Here is a 13,780-nt window from a genome sequence, read left to right as displayed (position 1 = left end):
TTTGTTTTACAACCATTGTGTGTTGCAATTGAAAGTCTATTTCTGATTCCACACGAACCACCCGAGCCGTTGCTTATATCGATACCTGGAGCCAATTTGCTAGGGTGGCATTACTTACCCCACCAATGTTGCTCAGTCCCGTTCTCACAGAGAATCGTAGAATGAGAAGCGCGAGTATTTTAGGGTCGCGTTGGTTCGCCGGTTCGCGTTAAAGGACTAGAAAAATGGTTGAGTTTCTTTTCTTCCTTGCCCCTTCAGTGCTCTATATCCTTGTCCGACGCGGGTCAATCGGGGTGTCTCGAGCTCGGGCAAATGTGGGTTGGCGCTGGGGAAACCTGCAGGCAGCAGCTTTAAGTGTCATCTTGTTCCCTGTGCTGCTTGGATTAGGTTATCTTGGTATCCGTCTTGTATCTACGGATAGTCTCGGCATGCCGGGCGTCGTTTTTGTTCAAGGGGTAAGTGTTGCCGCGATTCTAAGGGCTGTAGGCGAAGAGTTTTTCTTCCGCGGATTTCTCGGGGGTTTACTTCTTCGGCGTTGGGGATTGTGGGCTGGAAACACTTTTCAGGCGGCTCTTTTTCTTTTGCCCCATTTGGTGTTGTTGAGCTTTGATGCTCATCTGTGGCCCGTACTTCCGGTTCAATTCCTCGGTGGGTGGATACTTGGCGCGGTGAGATTTCGCTCCGGTAGCGTCATTGAGTGCTCAGTCTTACATGCTGCCCTTAACATAGGTATCGGATTGCTGGCGGGTTAGGCGAAGGATTGCATGTGGCTGCTCAGGGCGACTATTTGTTGACACTGAGCACAAAGCCGCGTGCCGCAGGCATTTTCTTCGGACGTCAGGCGGGCAACTGCTTCGCGAATGACTTCAGGACGCTTGCAGAAGGCAAGGCGCATCTTGTACTGCCACGGTTCTGGGCCGTCCGTAAAAGCGGCAAGAGAGGTTGCAGCCACACTCTTTGTGGTGGACAGTTGGATGCAGAAATCGATGGTGTTCAGCCCGGTAGAGGAGAGGGGGGTAACCGCATAGCAAGCTCTAGTGTCATGCATGTGGAAGCCCAGCTGCTCTAGGGTGCTAAGGACTTGTTTCCAAGAGGACGATGCGGCTCTAGTACGGCCGCAGGAAGGTCGGCAGGCTGTGCGATGCAGCGCCGACGCTTCTATCGGGCTAGATACCCAGGACGGACTTTGCGATGAAGAAGTAGATAATTAAGCCCGTCGCGTCACAAAACGTGGAAATGAACGGGTTAGAAAAGACAGCGGGATCCGCGCCAACCGTCTTGGCCACAATCGGCATGAGCCCACCAACTGTCGCGGACATTGAGCAGATAAGAAACAGGGTGGAGCCGATCACGATACCGATATCGAGGCCGTAGATCACCGTCGCCAAGACGAGACCAGCTAGTCCCAGTACGGCGCCGAGCAGCATTCCGACGCGCAGCTCGCGCCACATGACGGAAAGGAGGTCGCGCGTTCGGACGTCGCCAAGCGCGAGCGCACGGGTCACAGTAGTCGCTGCCTGGTTTCCAGTATTACCGCCCGTGCCGGTGAGCAGAGGGATGAACAGAGACAGTACGACTGCCTTGGCCAAGGTGTCCTCGAAGGAATCGAGAACCCGCACGGTCAGCAGAGCTGACACAGCGAGCACGAGCAGCCAGAGAATGCGGGAGCGAACGAGCTTGAGCAACGGCGTCGACAGGTATGGCTGTTGGAGTGCCTCCGTACCACCGGAGCGCGCCGAGTCCTCACTGTCCGCCTCTTCCATGATGTCCGTGGCATCGTCCCACGTAAGAAGACCGACGAGGCGGTGTGAATCATCCACAATTGGCAGAGCTAGCATATCGAGGGGCAAGAACCACCGCACGGTCTCCTCGGCGTCAGCTGTTGCCCGTGCATAGACTGGTTCCTTCATGATGTCCTCGATGAGCACGCCCCTCTTCGCAGTGAAGAGATCGCGCAGGCTGACGACGCCCACCAGACGCCGGTCCTTGCGCGTCACCGGAACGGTATAGATGGTCTCCAGTTCATCGGCCGTATCCCGGAGCGTGTACAGGGCATCTTCCATGCTCATTTCCGGGTGAATGTCGGGCACCTCTGGCGACATACGACGCCCGACGGAGCCCTTCGTGTATCCAAGGATCACTCCGGTCACGTCGCGTTGAGTCTGGGTCAGTGAACGGAGGAGGCGATCCGCAATCTCCGCGGGCAGCTCATCCAAGAGCGCCACTCGGTCTTCGGGGTCCAACTCGTCGAAAAACTCGTAGACATCGGCGTTGCCCAGCTCATCAATGATGTCCGCTTGGTGCTTTGCATCGAGTGCGTCGAAGACTGCGATGGACTTTTCCCGCGGCAGCAGGCGGAGGGCTAGCGCAGCGCGGAGAGCATTTTGCCGCTCCACAATCGCGATGAGGTCTTGACGGGGAACGCGGGCTAAGAGCTCCTGGAGACGAGGGGCCTTTTTAGGATCGATAGCGTCTTCTTGCTTCAGCCATGACTCTACGGTCTCGCTGGCCTGCTCAGTAGTTTCTGCCATCGCTTCGCCTTTCCACTCGACGTCAACCTCCTCAGACTACGCTATGCAGCGCTGCACGGCCTTTTCGTGAATTCCATGCCGTGGAGTGGGGACTGAGAACCAAGTTCTGTCACGGGGGTCAGCACTGGGGGAATTCAGCGCGAATTGAGAGTGCACTCGGGCCCAACGTTTAGCGCTGTTCACGCATCCGCGTGAGGACGTTGTGCGCAGAAATAAGGCACATTGGCACTCCCACGCCCGGCACGGTCGTTCCGCCCGCGTAGAACAGGTTCTTCAGTTTTCGCGAGACGTTGCGCCCACGGAAGAACGCGGACTGCTGCAGCGTATGTGCAGGCCCCACCGCTCCACCTGCCCACGCGTTATAGCGCTGCGCAAAATCAGAGGGCCCCACCGTTCGGCGCACGACGATGCGCTCGGCAAAGTCCGGAATGCTAAGCCATGTGCCTAGCTGGTGGATAGCGGCGTCAGCAATCGCGGCGACGCGGGCAGATTCTGTGTCGTTGTAGGCACTTCCGTGGCCAAACGCTTCTTCCGCCGGCACAGGGACGAGCACAAAGAGGTTCTCGCAGCCCTCCGGCGCCACGTCAGGATCCGTCGCGGACGTCTTCGACACGTAGATCGACTCCGAAGCACCCAGCGGGCGCGAGGCCTCCGGGCCGTGGTAGACGGCGCGGAAATCGGGCTCCCAGTCCTTGCTAAACAACAGAGTGTGGTGCTCAAGCTGCGGCAGCTCGCCGCGGACGCCGAGGAACACCAGAACCGTACCCAAACCCGGATCGCGCCGTGCGAAGTAGCTTTCCGGGTAGGTCCGCGCTGCCTCTGGCAGTAACGCGGTTTCGGTGTGGCGCAGGTCCGCCGCCGACACCACGGCCTCTGCAGAAATGAAGCGGCCGTCATCCAGCCGCACGCCAGTTGTGCGCCCGTCCGTGCACTCAATTGCCGTCACCGCGGTACCCATGAGGAAGGTTGCACCCTCCGCTTGGCGCGCAATCGCCGCGACCACCGCGGCGAAGCCCCCCTGCGGGTAGCGCACACCTTCGACCAGGTCGGTGTGGCTCATCAAGGAATACAGGGCCGGCGCGGCCTGAGGCTCGGTCGACAAAAACACCGCCGGATAGGTCAGGACCTGACGCAGGCGATAGTCCTGAAACTGCGCCGCTACCAGCCTGTCCAGCGAACGCGTCAGCAGCATCGCGAGCGTGCCCAGCCGCGTGAGCACCTCCCGTGTCAGCAGCTCAGTAGGGCGCGAAAACGTGGTGTACAAAAAGCTGCTCAGCGCCACCACGTAGACGTCGGAGGAGCGCGCCAAATACGCCCGTACGCGCTCACCCGCGCCCGGCTCAATAGACTCGAATAGGTGCGCGACCTCCTCCACGCCGCTCTCCACATCTAGGAACGCGCCGTCCTCGTTGTACACGCGATACGCAGGCGAGAGGGGGACGAGGTCCAGCTCACGCTCGGTGCTCGTCCCACAGGCCCGGAAAAATTCATCAAAAGCCTCCGGCATGAGATACCACGAAGGCCCCGTATCGAAACGGAAGCCGTCGACTTCTAGGACTCCCGCCCGCCCGCCGACGCTACGCTGCTTCTCGACGACGACCACGTCCCAGCCCTCCCGCAGCATCAACGCCGCGGTGGCAAGCCCCGCGATGCCAGCGCCGATGACGACAACCCGCTTGCCCATGTTTATTTCACCGCCGATGCAGCTGCCCGGCTCACGAGGAAGGCCTTACGCGCTGGTGACACCGACACCCTTGTCGTGAGGATCTCGGCGGCGGGGGTTGCCTCGAGCTGGTCGGTGAGCTCAGTAAAGAGGGCGGTAGCCGCCGCCACGCCCATGCGGGAGCCGCGCGGCAGCAACTCGATGGCACCCTGCGCTACAGACAGGTCCTCGCGAATATCAGCGATGATTGCCGCCTTTTTCCCTTCGTCCAAGCCGGTGGGATCGGGCAGCGCTGGAAAATACGAGCGGCCGAGGTCTGCGGAGTCCTCGCGCAGATCGCGCAAGAAGTTGATCTTCTGAAACGCCGCGCCCAAGCGCCGCGCGCCTTCCTCGATGCCGGCCGGTCGCGCCTGACCGGCGTAGAAGGCATCCAAACACAAGAGCCCAATGACTTCCGCGGAGCCGGACACGTAATTCTCGAAGGAGTCGTGTGTGTGCGTGCTCTGGGTCAGATCGCAGCGCATGGAAGCAAAGAACTCTGCGATGTGCTCGTCCTGGAATCCGCAGCGCCGCGCGGAGAGCGCATACGCGTGCACCACGGGGTCGGCGTGAAAACGCTGGGAGGGGGCGGCGCGGACGGTGGCCTCGTAGGCGTCGAGAAGCACGGCGGCGTCCTGGGGAGCAAGCCCCGCGTCGACGATCTCATCGGCCGTGCGCACCATGGCGTATAAGTTACGGATATCCACGCGCACCCTGGGTGAGAGAAGCCGCGTGGCCAGGGAAAAACTAGTGGAGTAGTGGCGCATGACCTGAGCCGCGGCTGCTTCGGCACAACGGTCGTAATGCTCTAGAGCGGAAAGGGATGCGCGCATGGAGCATATTTTAGACCACACGCGTCACATAACTTACCCAAGGCAAGATAGGGTAGTGACGTTACTTTCCCTATCTATAAGGAGAACACGTCCATGACCACCCCAACGACGACTGCCGCGGCACGCGCCGTTGACCTGTTCAAACAATACGGTCAGGGAGATACCGCAGTCACCGCGTTGGACCACGTCGACGTTGAGTTCGCGCGCAATACCTTCACCGCCATCATGGGCCCGTCGGGCTCCGGCAAATCCACCCTCATGCACACTATGGCGGGCCTCGATTCGGCGACGTCCGGCTCGGCTTTCATCGGTGACACCGATATGTCGCAGCTCAGCGATAAAGACATTACCGCCCTGCGCCGCGACCGCTTGGGTTTCATCTTTCAGTCCTTTAACTTGGTGCCCACGTTGACCGCGGCAGAGAACATCACGCTGCCTACCGATATCGCTGGCAACAAGGTCGATAAGGCGTGGTTTGATGAGGTCACCACGCGTCTTGGTCTGTCCCACCGCCTGTCCCACCGCCCAGCCGAGCTCTCCGGCGGCCAGCAGCAGCGCGTGGCGTGTGCGCGCGCCCTGGTTTCCCGTCCGGAGATCATCTTCGGTGATGAGCCCACCGGCAACCTGGATTCGAACTCCTCCGCCGAGGTGCTCGACATTTTGCGCACCGCCGTGGACAAGGATGGGCAGACCGTGGTTATCGTTACGCACGACGCCAAGGCCGCCTCGTACGCCGACCGCGTGGTCTTCCTCGCCGATGGCCGCCTGGTTAATGAGCTCATGAATCCGACCATGGAGTCCATCCACGCCGTGATGGCAGAAATCGAGGGCTAGAGCATGGCCACAAAGAACACCATGCGCACGGTCTCCGTGCGCAATATTCTCGCGCATAAGCTGCGCCTTGCCCTGACCCTGCTGGCGGTGGTGCTGGGTACCGCGTTTATCTCGGGTTCCTTCATGTTCACCAACTCGCTGTCGAACACCTTCGACTCTGCGGTGTCTACCGCATTTACCGGTGTGGATGCGGCCGTGAGCCAGAAGGAAGGCGGCCCAATCCTCGACCAGAAGATGCGCGATGACATCGCCGCCGACCCCGACGTGCGCGCAGTCAACATGCAAAGCAGCCAGACCGTCGTGGTTGCCAACAAGGATGCCGAGGCCTTTCAAACCGGCGGCGGCACCTCCAGCGTGCAGCCCTACTACCCGGAGGACCAATCCGTCGGTGAGCCCGCCACGCTTGTCGACGGCTCCGAGCCCCACGGGACCGGCGAAGTCCTCATCAACGACTCCGCCGCCGAGAAGTTCGGCATCCACGTCGGCGACACCCTCCTCGTCGTGCACCCGGACCAGCGCGATGAGGTGAAGGTCGTGGGCGTCGTCAAGCCTGTGGTGGACCAGGGCCCCAGTCTGACGTTGCTCATGGAACACGAGGCCTTCGTTGAGCGCTATGGAGACTCTTCCCAGCTGAAGGTCGCTGCGGCCGACGGCGTCGATGCCGATGTGCTCGTGGAGCACCTCAACAACACCTTCGAGGTCGAGGCGGAATCCGGCCAGAAGCTGGCCGATGAGCTGTCGGATCAGATTTCCTCTGCCCTGAAATTCGTCAACTACTTCCTCATCGCCTTTGGCCTCATCGCGCTGCTGGTGGGCACGTTCATTATCGCGAATACCTTCTCCATGATCGTGGCCCAGCGCACCAAGGAGTTCGCGCTCCTGCGTGCGCTCGGTGCTTCCCGCAGCCAGATCACGCGTTCGGTGGTGACGGAGGCCTTCATCGTGGGGCTCGTCGGCTCTGCCGTGGGTGTGGTGGCAGGTATGGGTCTCGTCGCGATCATCAAGGCAGTCTTTGAAGCTAAGGACATGCCCATGGGCGGCGGTCTGGGCCTGAGCGTCAGCGCAGTAGTCGTGCCGCTGCTCTTGGGCGCGGTGGTCACCATCGTGTCCGCGTGGGCGCCGGCGCGCCGCGCGGGTGCGGTAAAGCCGGTGGAAGCCATGCGCACCACCGAGTCTGCTGCCGGTTCTTCGCTCCTCGTGCGCAGCGTGCTGGGTGGACTGTTGCTTGTCGCGGGCATTATCTTCGCGGTCCTCGGCGTGCTTATCGACGCCTCCACGGGCATCCGTGCCTCCCTCGTGGGTCTTGGCGCGCTCAACCTCATCCTCGGCTTCTTCCTGGCTGGACCGGCCATCTCCCTGCCCATCGTTCCGGCGATTGGCCGCGTGATTGGTGCACCGTTTGGTGCGGTGGGCAAGTTGGCGTCGACGAACTCGGCGCGGAACCCGCGCCGTACGGCCGCCACCGCCTTCGCCCTCATGCTGGGCGTGGCGCTGGTGACCTCGATCGGCATGTTGGGTGCGACGATGAAGGCCTCGGTGGCCGACACCGTCGAGCAGGACGCCCGCGCGGACTTCTTGCTGTCCGGCCCGACGTCTGGAAACTTCCCGACGCCGAACGAGACCGTGCAGCGCGCCAGCGATACTGAGGGCGTCGGACAGGTCGTGGCGATGAGTACCGCGCCGTTGCAGGTCGATGGTCAGGCCTCCATGAACTACAGCCCGGAGATGGCGATCAGCCAGGTGGTTGACGGCAACGCCGATGACGTCCTTAACCTCACCCTGGTGGAAGGATCGCTGAAGACGGGCGAGGAGCCGGGCTTCATCGCCGAAGCCGATCTAGCTGCAGAGCAGGGCTGGGAGGTCGGCCAGAGTTATGAGCTGGCGGGCCCGGATCCGTCTCGTACCACGCAGGTGAAGCTCCTCGGCACGTATGAGCCCTTCCAGATGCTCCCGCGCTTAGCTGTCTCCGCCTCCGCGGCAACGGAGGTCGTCGACCCGACTAGCCTCAACGTCATGGTGGTCTCCGTGAACGCGGAGGAAGGCTACGACAAGGAAAAGCTGCGCGCCAACCTGGAGGAGTCCGTCAAGGACCTCGTCGTGGTGCAAGTGCGCACTGGCGAGGAATACGCAGGCGAGGCCGCCGGCATGATTGACCAGATGCTCACCATCCTCTACGCGCTGCTGGCGTTGGCTGTGGTCATCGCGATCCTGGGCATCGTCAATACCCTTACCTTGGGAGTGATTGAACGACGCCAGGAGATCGGTATGCTGCGCGCGGTGGGCACGCAGCGCCGCCAAATTCGCACGATGATCACGGTGGAGTCGGTACAGATTGCGCTCTTCGGCGCGCTCATGGGCATTCTCATGGGGCTGGGGATGGGCTGGTCCTTCATCTCCGTGCTTGCGGACGAAGGCCTCGACTCCACCACGGTGCCGTGGATGATGCTCGTCGTCATGCTCGTCGGCTCCGGCATCGTCGGTGTGCTAGCCGCCCTGTGGCCGGCCCACCGCGCGGCGAAGACTCCGCCGTTGGACGCCATCGCTGACTAACCTGGCTAGGCTAGGAGCGAGCCGACCCACGCCCCGCGCCACGCCAGGACGATGCCCAGGCCCACGGTCCAGAAGAGATACCGCGCCAAGCGCCACCAGCGCTTGGCCTTAATCATGTCGCCGAGCTCCTTGGCCAACGTGGACCATGTCGATAGCCCGCCCGCCACGCCGGCCGCGAGCAGGGGGAGGAAGAACTCGGGGGTGTGCGCGTGCGTGGCGTAGCCATAGGCCACGCCAGCCACCGCAGAGCCGATCAGGTTGGCGGCGAAGGTGCACGTGGGGGAGGGCAGGATGCGGGTTAACAGGTAGCGCCCGCAACCGCCCACAAAACCGCCGACGAGCACGGCCAAGATGGAGAGCATCATGCGCGCCTCCGAGCCTGGAGACGGTCACCGACCAGGTACGCCACGGTGCAGCCCAGGACCGTTGCCAGGACATATGCCCCCGCCTGCGCCGGCCCGAAACCTGAAGTGAGATACGCAAACGCGGCAAAGCTGGTAAAGCCGCCTAAGAAACCCGTGCCCCAAAACGCGGGCGGTTTGGCATAGCCCATCACAGCACTGCCAACAACGTTGATGAGCAACAGCGGCAGCGCGCCGCCCCCGAGAAGTGAAGAAAGGCCAAAGCGGGCCAGCGCCCCGAGCGCGGTCCCGCAGCCCACAAGAAGGATCTGTGGCATAGGCACCATCCTAGTTGGGATGCGAAAACGTCGTGAAGCAGGCAAGCTTGAGGTACATCCACATCCCCAAGGAGGAAACCACCATGGCACACGAGCGCGCCGGCCAACTAGCCCAGCCTTCGGATCTCATCGATATCGCGGAGTTGGTCACCGCGTATTACACCCGCACCCCCGACGCCGATAACCCTGACCAGCAGGTTTCCTTCGGCACCTCTGGGCACCGCGGCTCCGCCTTGGACACCGCCTTCAATGAGGCCCACATCCTGGCCATCACCCAGGCCATCGTGGACTACCGCGCCGAGCAGGGCACCACGGGCGCCATCTTCATCGGCCGTGATACTCACGCCCTGTCCGAACCCGCCATGGTCTCCGCCCTCGAGGTCCTCCTTGCCAATGAACTGGAGGTTCGGGTGGATGACCGCGGCCGCTACACCCCAACGCCAGCTGTTTCCCACGCCATCCTGACCAACCCAGGCACCGATGGCATTGTTATCACCCCGTCTCACAACCCGCCGCGCGATGGTGGATTCAAATACAACCCGCCGACAGGCGGTCCGGCGGATACCGATGCCACCGACTGGATTGCAGCAAAGGCTAACGACTACCTGCGCGCCGGGCTCGAGGGTGTGAAGCGCGCGCCGGTCAACGGCGTGCTGGATGAACGCTGCGTGAAGCACAATTACCTCGACTCCTATGTGTCCGATTTGGCCAACGTCGTGGACATGGCGGCCATCAAGGACGCCGGCGTGCGCATCGGCGCCGACCCGATGGGCGGCGCCTCGGTGGACTACTGGGCGGCAATTGCTGAGCACTACGAGCTGAACATGACCGTGGTGAACCCCGACGTCGACGGCACCTTCCGCTTCATGACGCTGGATACAGATGGCAAGATCCGCATGGATTGCTCCTCCCCGGATGCCATGGCTTCGTTGGTGGATAACCGGTCCAAGTATGACCTGGCTACCGGTAATGATGCTGACGCCGACCGCCACGGCATTGTTACGCCGGATGCTGGGCTGATGAACCCGAACCACTACCTTGCGGTGGCCATCGAGTACCTGTTTAGCCACCGTCCCCAGTGGGGAAATGCGGGTGTGGGCAAGACCTTGGTGTCCTCTTCCATGATCGACCGCGTCGTGGCCAGCCTGGGGCGTGAGCTCGTGGAGGTGCCGGTGGGCTTCAAGTGGTTTGTGCCGGGGCTTGTCGACGGCTCCCTCGGCTTCGGCGGCGAAGAATCCGCCGGTGCTTCCTTCCTGCGCTTCGACGGGAGCGTGTGGTCCACCGACAAGGATGGCATCATCTTGGACTTGTTGGCCGCGGAGATCCTGGCAGTGACGGGTAAGACTCCGTCGCAGCGCTACGCGGAGCTGGCGGAGGACTATGGTGCGCCGGCCTATGCGCGCACCGATGCCCCGGCTACCCGCGAACAGAAGGCCATCCTGAAGAAGCTCTCTCCGGAGCAGGTGACGGCGACGGAGCTGGCGGGCGAGGAGATCGTCGCCAAGCTCACTGAGGCGCCGGGCAACGGCGCGGTGATCGGCGGCCTCAAGGTGACGACGGAGAATGCGTGGTTTGCCGCGCGCCCGTCCGGCACGGAGGATAAGTACAAGATTTACGCCGAGAGCTTCCGTGGCGAAGAACACCTCAAGCAGGTGCAAGAAGAAGCGCAGGCGCTGGTGTCACAGGTTCTCGGAGGTTAGTTCTGCGGCTAGGCTAGTGGTTTATGACATCTCCACAATCCATATCGGTGCCTGACCTCATCAGCGCGCTCGCGCGCTGGGGAATGGCCGCCGTGTGGATTATCGCCGGCATACAGAAACTGGATGCCCGGATGGAGATGACCCAGGCCATTGAGGCCTATGGCATCTTTACCCCGGAGTGGTCCGGATACTTGGCCTACCTCATCGGGCCCCTGGAACTCATGGGTGGGGTGCTGCTGTTGTTGGGGCTGTTCTTGAGGGAGGCGTCGGCAGTCGCTGCAGTGGTCTTGGTCCTGTTCATGGTGGGCATCGCGCAGGCGTGGACGCGGGGGCTCGTCATCGATTGCGGGTGTTTTGGCTACGACCCCGCCGACGTAAGTCAGGGCATGAACTACGCACTGACGCTGCTTCGCGACGCTTTCTTCCTCGCCCTCACCGTCTGGACCATCCGCCGCCCCTACCGCCGCTATGCCCTGCACCCGTAGATTGTTAGGCTAACTCCGTGAACAAAACCAAAATCAGCGCACCTCTCGTGCTCGACATCATTAGTGCATTCGCGCGATTTTATATGGCCTATGTGTGGATCAAGGCGGGGGCGTCGAAGCTGACGGATCAGCTCGCGGTGTCGCAAAGCATCAAGGCATATGAAATCTTTACCCCTGAGTGGTCGCACTACTTGTCCTACCTGATTGGCCCGCTGGAGATATGTGGTGGCCTGCTGCTTTTGATGGGGCTGTTTTTGCGGCCATCGGCGTGGGTTGGGCAGATAGTTCTGGTGCTGTTCATGATCGGCATCGCGCAGGCGTGGGCGCGGGGACTCGGAATTGATTGCGGTTGCTTCTCCGTGAGCCCTGATGAAGACGCGCAAGTGATGAATTACATGATGACACTTCTGCGAGATGTCTTCTATTCTGTCTTAATGGTGTGGACGATCAAGCGTCCTTTCACCAAGTTTGCATTGCACCCTTAACAGCGGTGTGTAGGCTTTTCATCTGTTCGAACTTAAGTCATAAAGGCAAGGTTGTTTCATGAGTACAGTCAAAGACCCCAACTCCAAAGGCAATAGTGGATTCGTCTGGGGCCTCGCTGTTCTGCTGGTTATTATTGCCGTGGTCATCGGCTACATCGTCTACCAAGGGCGAGGCGCACAGACCGATGCGCTGGGGGACTACGCCGCCGAGGATGTCTCCCTGGAGATTTCCCTCGCGGACAATGCGGTAACCCTCAAGTCTGCGGATGCCGCAAAGGACGCAACCGAAGTAGACCTGTACGAGGACTACTCCTGCCCGCACTGTGGTGACCTGGCGAAGGAAACCGACGAGCAGATGAAGGATGCGATTGATGCGGGCGAGCTCGTCGTGCACGTGCGCACCCTCAACTTCCTTGACGGCAGCCCAAACGGCTTGGAGAGCATCAAGTCCAACACGGGCCACTCCTCCAAGGCGGCAGCTGCGATGGAGCAGGTAGCAAAGACCGGTGATGCCAAGCTCTACTGGAACCTGCGTAAGTACCTCATGGAGAATCAGTCCAAGGTGTACAACAAGTGGGAGATGGAAGACTTCGCTGCTGCCGCGAAGGAACTGGGCGCAGATGATGCCACGGTGAAGGCCATTGAAGAAGCCCCGGTTGGTGAAGGAAACCCACTGGTGACCTCGAACTACGAAAAGCTGGAGAGCGAAACCGGAAGCGTGTCCTCGCCGCGCATCATCAAGGACGGCAAGGACATTCCAGAAGACGAGAACACGTCCATCATGGAGTGGGTTGGCCTCGTCCTAGACAAGTAGCCATTGAGAAAATAACGCGCCCCAACTCGCGATTTGGTGAGTGAATGGGGAGCGGATATATTGATACGAGTTGCAATCGTGAAGGTTGTACCTCGTATGAGGGGCTATGGCGCAGTTGGTAGCGCACCACACTGGCAGTGTGGGGGTCACGGGTTCGAATCCCGTTAGCTCCACTTTATACCCTCTTTCCACTGGTCAGAAGGTTTTATTTTTGTCTGGGGAATTCTTTGTTGACGTCTAGTTATGACTGTGTTTAAAGCCAGGTGAAATCCAAGGTTGAGTGCCGGGGACGTGGTCGACGAACTGGTAAAACCGGACTGATTCATTGGGGAGGGCAATCAGGTCCTCATGAGTGAACAAATGATCGGCACATCACGTGCGGATGAATCCATGCAAGGCCACTGGCTTTTGGCCAAATTGGGAAAGTGAGTCCTTTGCCTCGGTGGGCGCAGACTAACAGATGAATTGCTCGAACTATCCGGAATTCCGAACGTTGATGTAGTTGAACCAGCGCCTAGTCTTGGGCGCACGCCGGGTAGGATTCTTGAGCTCACGCCTTCGAGTTATACAGGTGCGGATAGTGATCCGGATGCTGTGGCTGCAGTGCGCCGCGTCTTTGGCCTGCGTGCAAAGCTAATTGAGGCCGACGCCGCTGAAACTGGACTGGCCGATGAGTCGGCTGACCTTGTGATTGGGAAGCGATGCTCACCATGCAGGGTGAGAAGGCTAAGAATGCAATCGTTGCAGAGGCTGCGCGCATCCTACGTCCGGGTGGGCGGTACGCCATTCACGAACTGGGGCTAGTTCCTGAAGAACTAGCAGATGGGGTGAAGGATGAAATCCGTCAAAGCCTTGCGCGCGCAATTAGGGTGAACGCGTGTCCGCTGACCTTGGGCGAATGGACGGCAGTGTTTGAGGCTAATGGCTTTTTAAAGCCGCCAAGGTTGAGACCGCGCCGATGGCTTTGCTGCAGCCGCGTCGAATTCTTTCCGATGAAGGATTCTTAGGCACGCTGTGCTTTGTGAAGAACCTTCGGAATAACTCCGATGCCCGCAAGCGGGTGCTGCAGATGCGAAAAACCTTCAACACGCACAGCGAGCACCTCAACGCCGTGGCAATCGTGGCAACGAAGCCAGAGCGTTAGGAAGCTGGAACGCTATCTAGGCG

The 13,780-nt window shown here is 60.7% G+C and carries 13 protein-coding genes, 1 tRNA gene and 1 pseudogene; 9 read left to right on the top strand and 6 right to left on the bottom strand.

Annotated features, from left to right (window positions below):
• Positions 1-224: 224 nt before the first annotated feature.
• Positions 225-752, top strand: coding sequence for a CPBP family intramembrane glutamic endopeptidase (locus tag QKE52_RS10300; protein WP_071409893.1), 528 nt, complete (start codon positions 225-227; stop codon positions 750-752).
• On the opposite strand, the gene QKE52_RS10295 is transcribed toward QKE52_RS10300, so the two are convergent.
• The 4 genes from QKE52_RS10295 to QKE52_RS10280 all read right to left on the bottom strand — a co-directional run bounded on the left by QKE52_RS10295 (position 749) and on the right by QKE52_RS10280 (position 5,066).
• Complete coding sequence (locus tag QKE52_RS10295; protein ID WP_347948736.1) at positions 749-1,048, bottom strand: hypothetical protein; 300 nt, start codon at positions 1,046-1,048, stop codon at positions 749-751. The two genes, QKE52_RS10300 and QKE52_RS10295, sit on opposite strands and share 4 nt — an antisense overlap.
• Positions 1,049-1,166: 118 nt before the next feature.
• Positions 1,167-2,531 carry a magnesium transporter gene (mgtE, locus tag QKE52_RS10290; protein ID WP_049157642.1) on the bottom strand — a complete coding sequence of 455 codons (1,365 nt, stop codon included), beginning with the start codon at positions 2,529-2,531 and terminating at the stop codon, positions 1,167-1,169.
• Between the two features lie 169 nt (positions 2,532-2,700).
• A complete protein-coding gene (gene crtI, locus QKE52_RS10285) occupies positions 2,701-4,215 on the bottom strand; it encodes a phytoene desaturase family protein (protein ID WP_347948735.1) in 1,515 nt (504 codons plus the stop codon).
• A gap of 2 nt (positions 4,216-4,217) precedes the next feature.
• A complete protein-coding gene (locus QKE52_RS10280) occupies positions 4,218-5,066 on the bottom strand; it encodes a phytoene/squalene synthase family protein (RefSeq protein ID WP_049157645.1) in 849 nt (282 codons plus the stop codon).
• A 93-nt stretch (positions 5,067-5,159) separates the two neighbouring features.
• On the opposite strand from QKE52_RS10280, the gene QKE52_RS10275 reads away from it, so the two are divergent.
• Complete coding sequence (locus QKE52_RS10275; RefSeq protein ID WP_070547170.1) at positions 5,160-5,900, top strand: ABC transporter ATP-binding protein; 741 nt, start codon at positions 5,160-5,162, stop codon at positions 5,898-5,900.
• 3 nt (positions 5,901-5,903) lie between these two features.
• Positions 5,904-8,450, top strand: a complete 2,547-nt coding sequence (locus QKE52_RS10270) for an FtsX-like permease family protein (protein WP_347948734.1) — start codon at positions 5,904-5,906, stop codon at positions 8,448-8,450.
• A 5-nt stretch (positions 8,451-8,455) separates the two neighbouring features.
• Here QKE52_RS10270 and QKE52_RS10265 read toward each other — a convergent pair whose 3' ends face one another.
• Both QKE52_RS10265 and QKE52_RS10260 read right to left on the bottom strand, forming a co-directional pair.
• Complete coding sequence (locus QKE52_RS10265) at positions 8,456-8,815, bottom strand: CrcB family protein (protein ID WP_347948733.1); 360 nt, start codon at positions 8,813-8,815, stop codon at positions 8,456-8,458.
• Positions 8,812-9,129: a fluoride efflux transporter family protein gene (locus QKE52_RS10260; RefSeq protein ID WP_070516125.1), complete on the bottom strand. Its 318-nt coding sequence runs from the start codon at positions 9,127-9,129 to the stop codon at positions 8,812-8,814. The genes QKE52_RS10265 and QKE52_RS10260 overlap by 4 nt, the downstream gene beginning before the upstream one ends.
• An 83-nt stretch (positions 9,130-9,212) precedes the next feature.
• Between QKE52_RS10260 and pgm the strand changes: the two genes are divergently transcribed.
• The 6 genes and pseudogenes from pgm (at position 9,213) to QKE52_RS10230 (ending at position 13,757) form a co-directional block, all read left to right on the top strand.
• Entirely contained in the window at positions 9,213-10,829 is a 1,617-nt protein-coding gene (gene pgm / locus QKE52_RS10255) for a phosphoglucomutase (alpha-D-glucose-1,6-bisphosphate-dependent) (RefSeq protein WP_347948732.1), read from the top strand.
• Between the two features lie 23 nt (positions 10,830-10,852).
• Complete coding sequence (locus tag QKE52_RS10250; RefSeq protein ID WP_049157654.1) at positions 10,853-11,314, top strand: MauE/DoxX family redox-associated membrane protein; 462 nt, start codon at positions 10,853-10,855, stop codon at positions 11,312-11,314.
• Between the two features lie 17 nt (positions 11,315-11,331).
• The gene (locus QKE52_RS10245; protein ID WP_347948731.1) at positions 11,332-11,799 is read left to right on the top strand and encodes a MauE/DoxX family redox-associated membrane protein; all 468 of its coding nucleotides are present in this window, start codon (positions 11,332-11,334) and stop codon (positions 11,797-11,799) included.
• Positions 11,800-11,857: 58 nt separating this feature from the next.
• Positions 11,858-12,613: a thioredoxin domain-containing protein gene (locus tag QKE52_RS10240; RefSeq protein WP_293776058.1), complete on the top strand. Its 756-nt coding sequence runs from the start codon at positions 11,858-11,860 to the stop codon at positions 12,611-12,613.
• 100 nt (positions 12,614-12,713) lie between these two features.
• Positions 12,714-12,786: transfer RNA gene (locus tag QKE52_RS10235), tRNA-Ala, on the top strand.
• A 175-nt stretch (positions 12,787-12,961) separates the two neighbouring features.
• Positions 12,962-13,757, top strand: a pseudogene (locus tag QKE52_RS10230) (methyltransferase domain-containing protein).
• The last annotated feature ends 23 nt before the right edge of the window (positions 13,758-13,780 follow it).

Origin of the sequence: Corynebacterium sp. c25Ua_47, from assembly GCF_039907205.1 — a bacterium.
Lineage (GTDB): Bacteria > Actinomycetota > Actinomycetes > Mycobacteriales > Mycobacteriaceae > Corynebacterium > Corynebacterium hiratae.
This window is presented reverse-complemented; position numbering and strand designations above follow the sequence as displayed.

Bases quoted from the DNA above. Each gene is read 5' to 3' on its own strand.
- crtI (WP_347948735.1), bottom strand. From the start codon at position 4,215: ATGGGCAAGCGGGTTGTCGTCATCGGCGCTGGCATCGCGGGGCTTGCC.
- QKE52_RS10300 (WP_071409893.1), top strand. From the start codon at position 225: ATGGTTGAGTTTCTTTTCTTCCTTGCCCCTTCAGTGCTCTATATCCTT.
- QKE52_RS10295 (WP_347948736.1), bottom strand. From the start codon at position 1,048: ATGCATGACACTAGAGCTTGCTATGCGGTTACCCCCCTCTCCTCTACC.
- QKE52_RS10240 (WP_293776058.1), top strand. From the start codon at position 11,858: ATGAGTACAGTCAAAGACCCCAACTCCAAAGGCAATAGTGGATTCGTC.
- QKE52_RS10280 (WP_049157645.1), bottom strand. From the start codon at position 5,066: ATGCGCGCATCCCTTTCCGCTCTAGAGCATTACGACCGTTGTGCCGAA.
- QKE52_RS10275 (WP_070547170.1), top strand. From the start codon at position 5,160: ATGACCACCCCAACGACGACTGCCGCGGCACGCGCCGTTGACCTGTTC.
- pgm (WP_347948732.1), top strand. From the start codon at position 9,213: ATGGCACACGAGCGCGCCGGCCAACTAGCCCAGCCTTCGGATCTCATC.
- QKE52_RS10270 (WP_347948734.1), top strand. From the start codon at position 5,904: ATGGCCACAAAGAACACCATGCGCACGGTCTCCGTGCGCAATATTCTC.
- QKE52_RS10250 (WP_049157654.1), top strand. From the start codon at position 10,853: ATGACATCTCCACAATCCATATCGGTGCCTGACCTCATCAGCGCGCTC.
- QKE52_RS10265 (WP_347948733.1), bottom strand. From the start codon at position 8,815: ATGATGCTCTCCATCTTGGCCGTGCTCGTCGGCGGTTTTGTGGGCGGT.
- mgtE (WP_049157642.1), bottom strand. From the start codon at position 2,531: ATGGCAGAAACTACTGAGCAGGCCAGCGAGACCGTAGAGTCATGGCTG.
- QKE52_RS10260 (WP_070516125.1), bottom strand. From the start codon at position 9,129: ATGCCACAGATCCTTCTTGTGGGCTGCGGGACCGCGCTCGGGGCGCTG.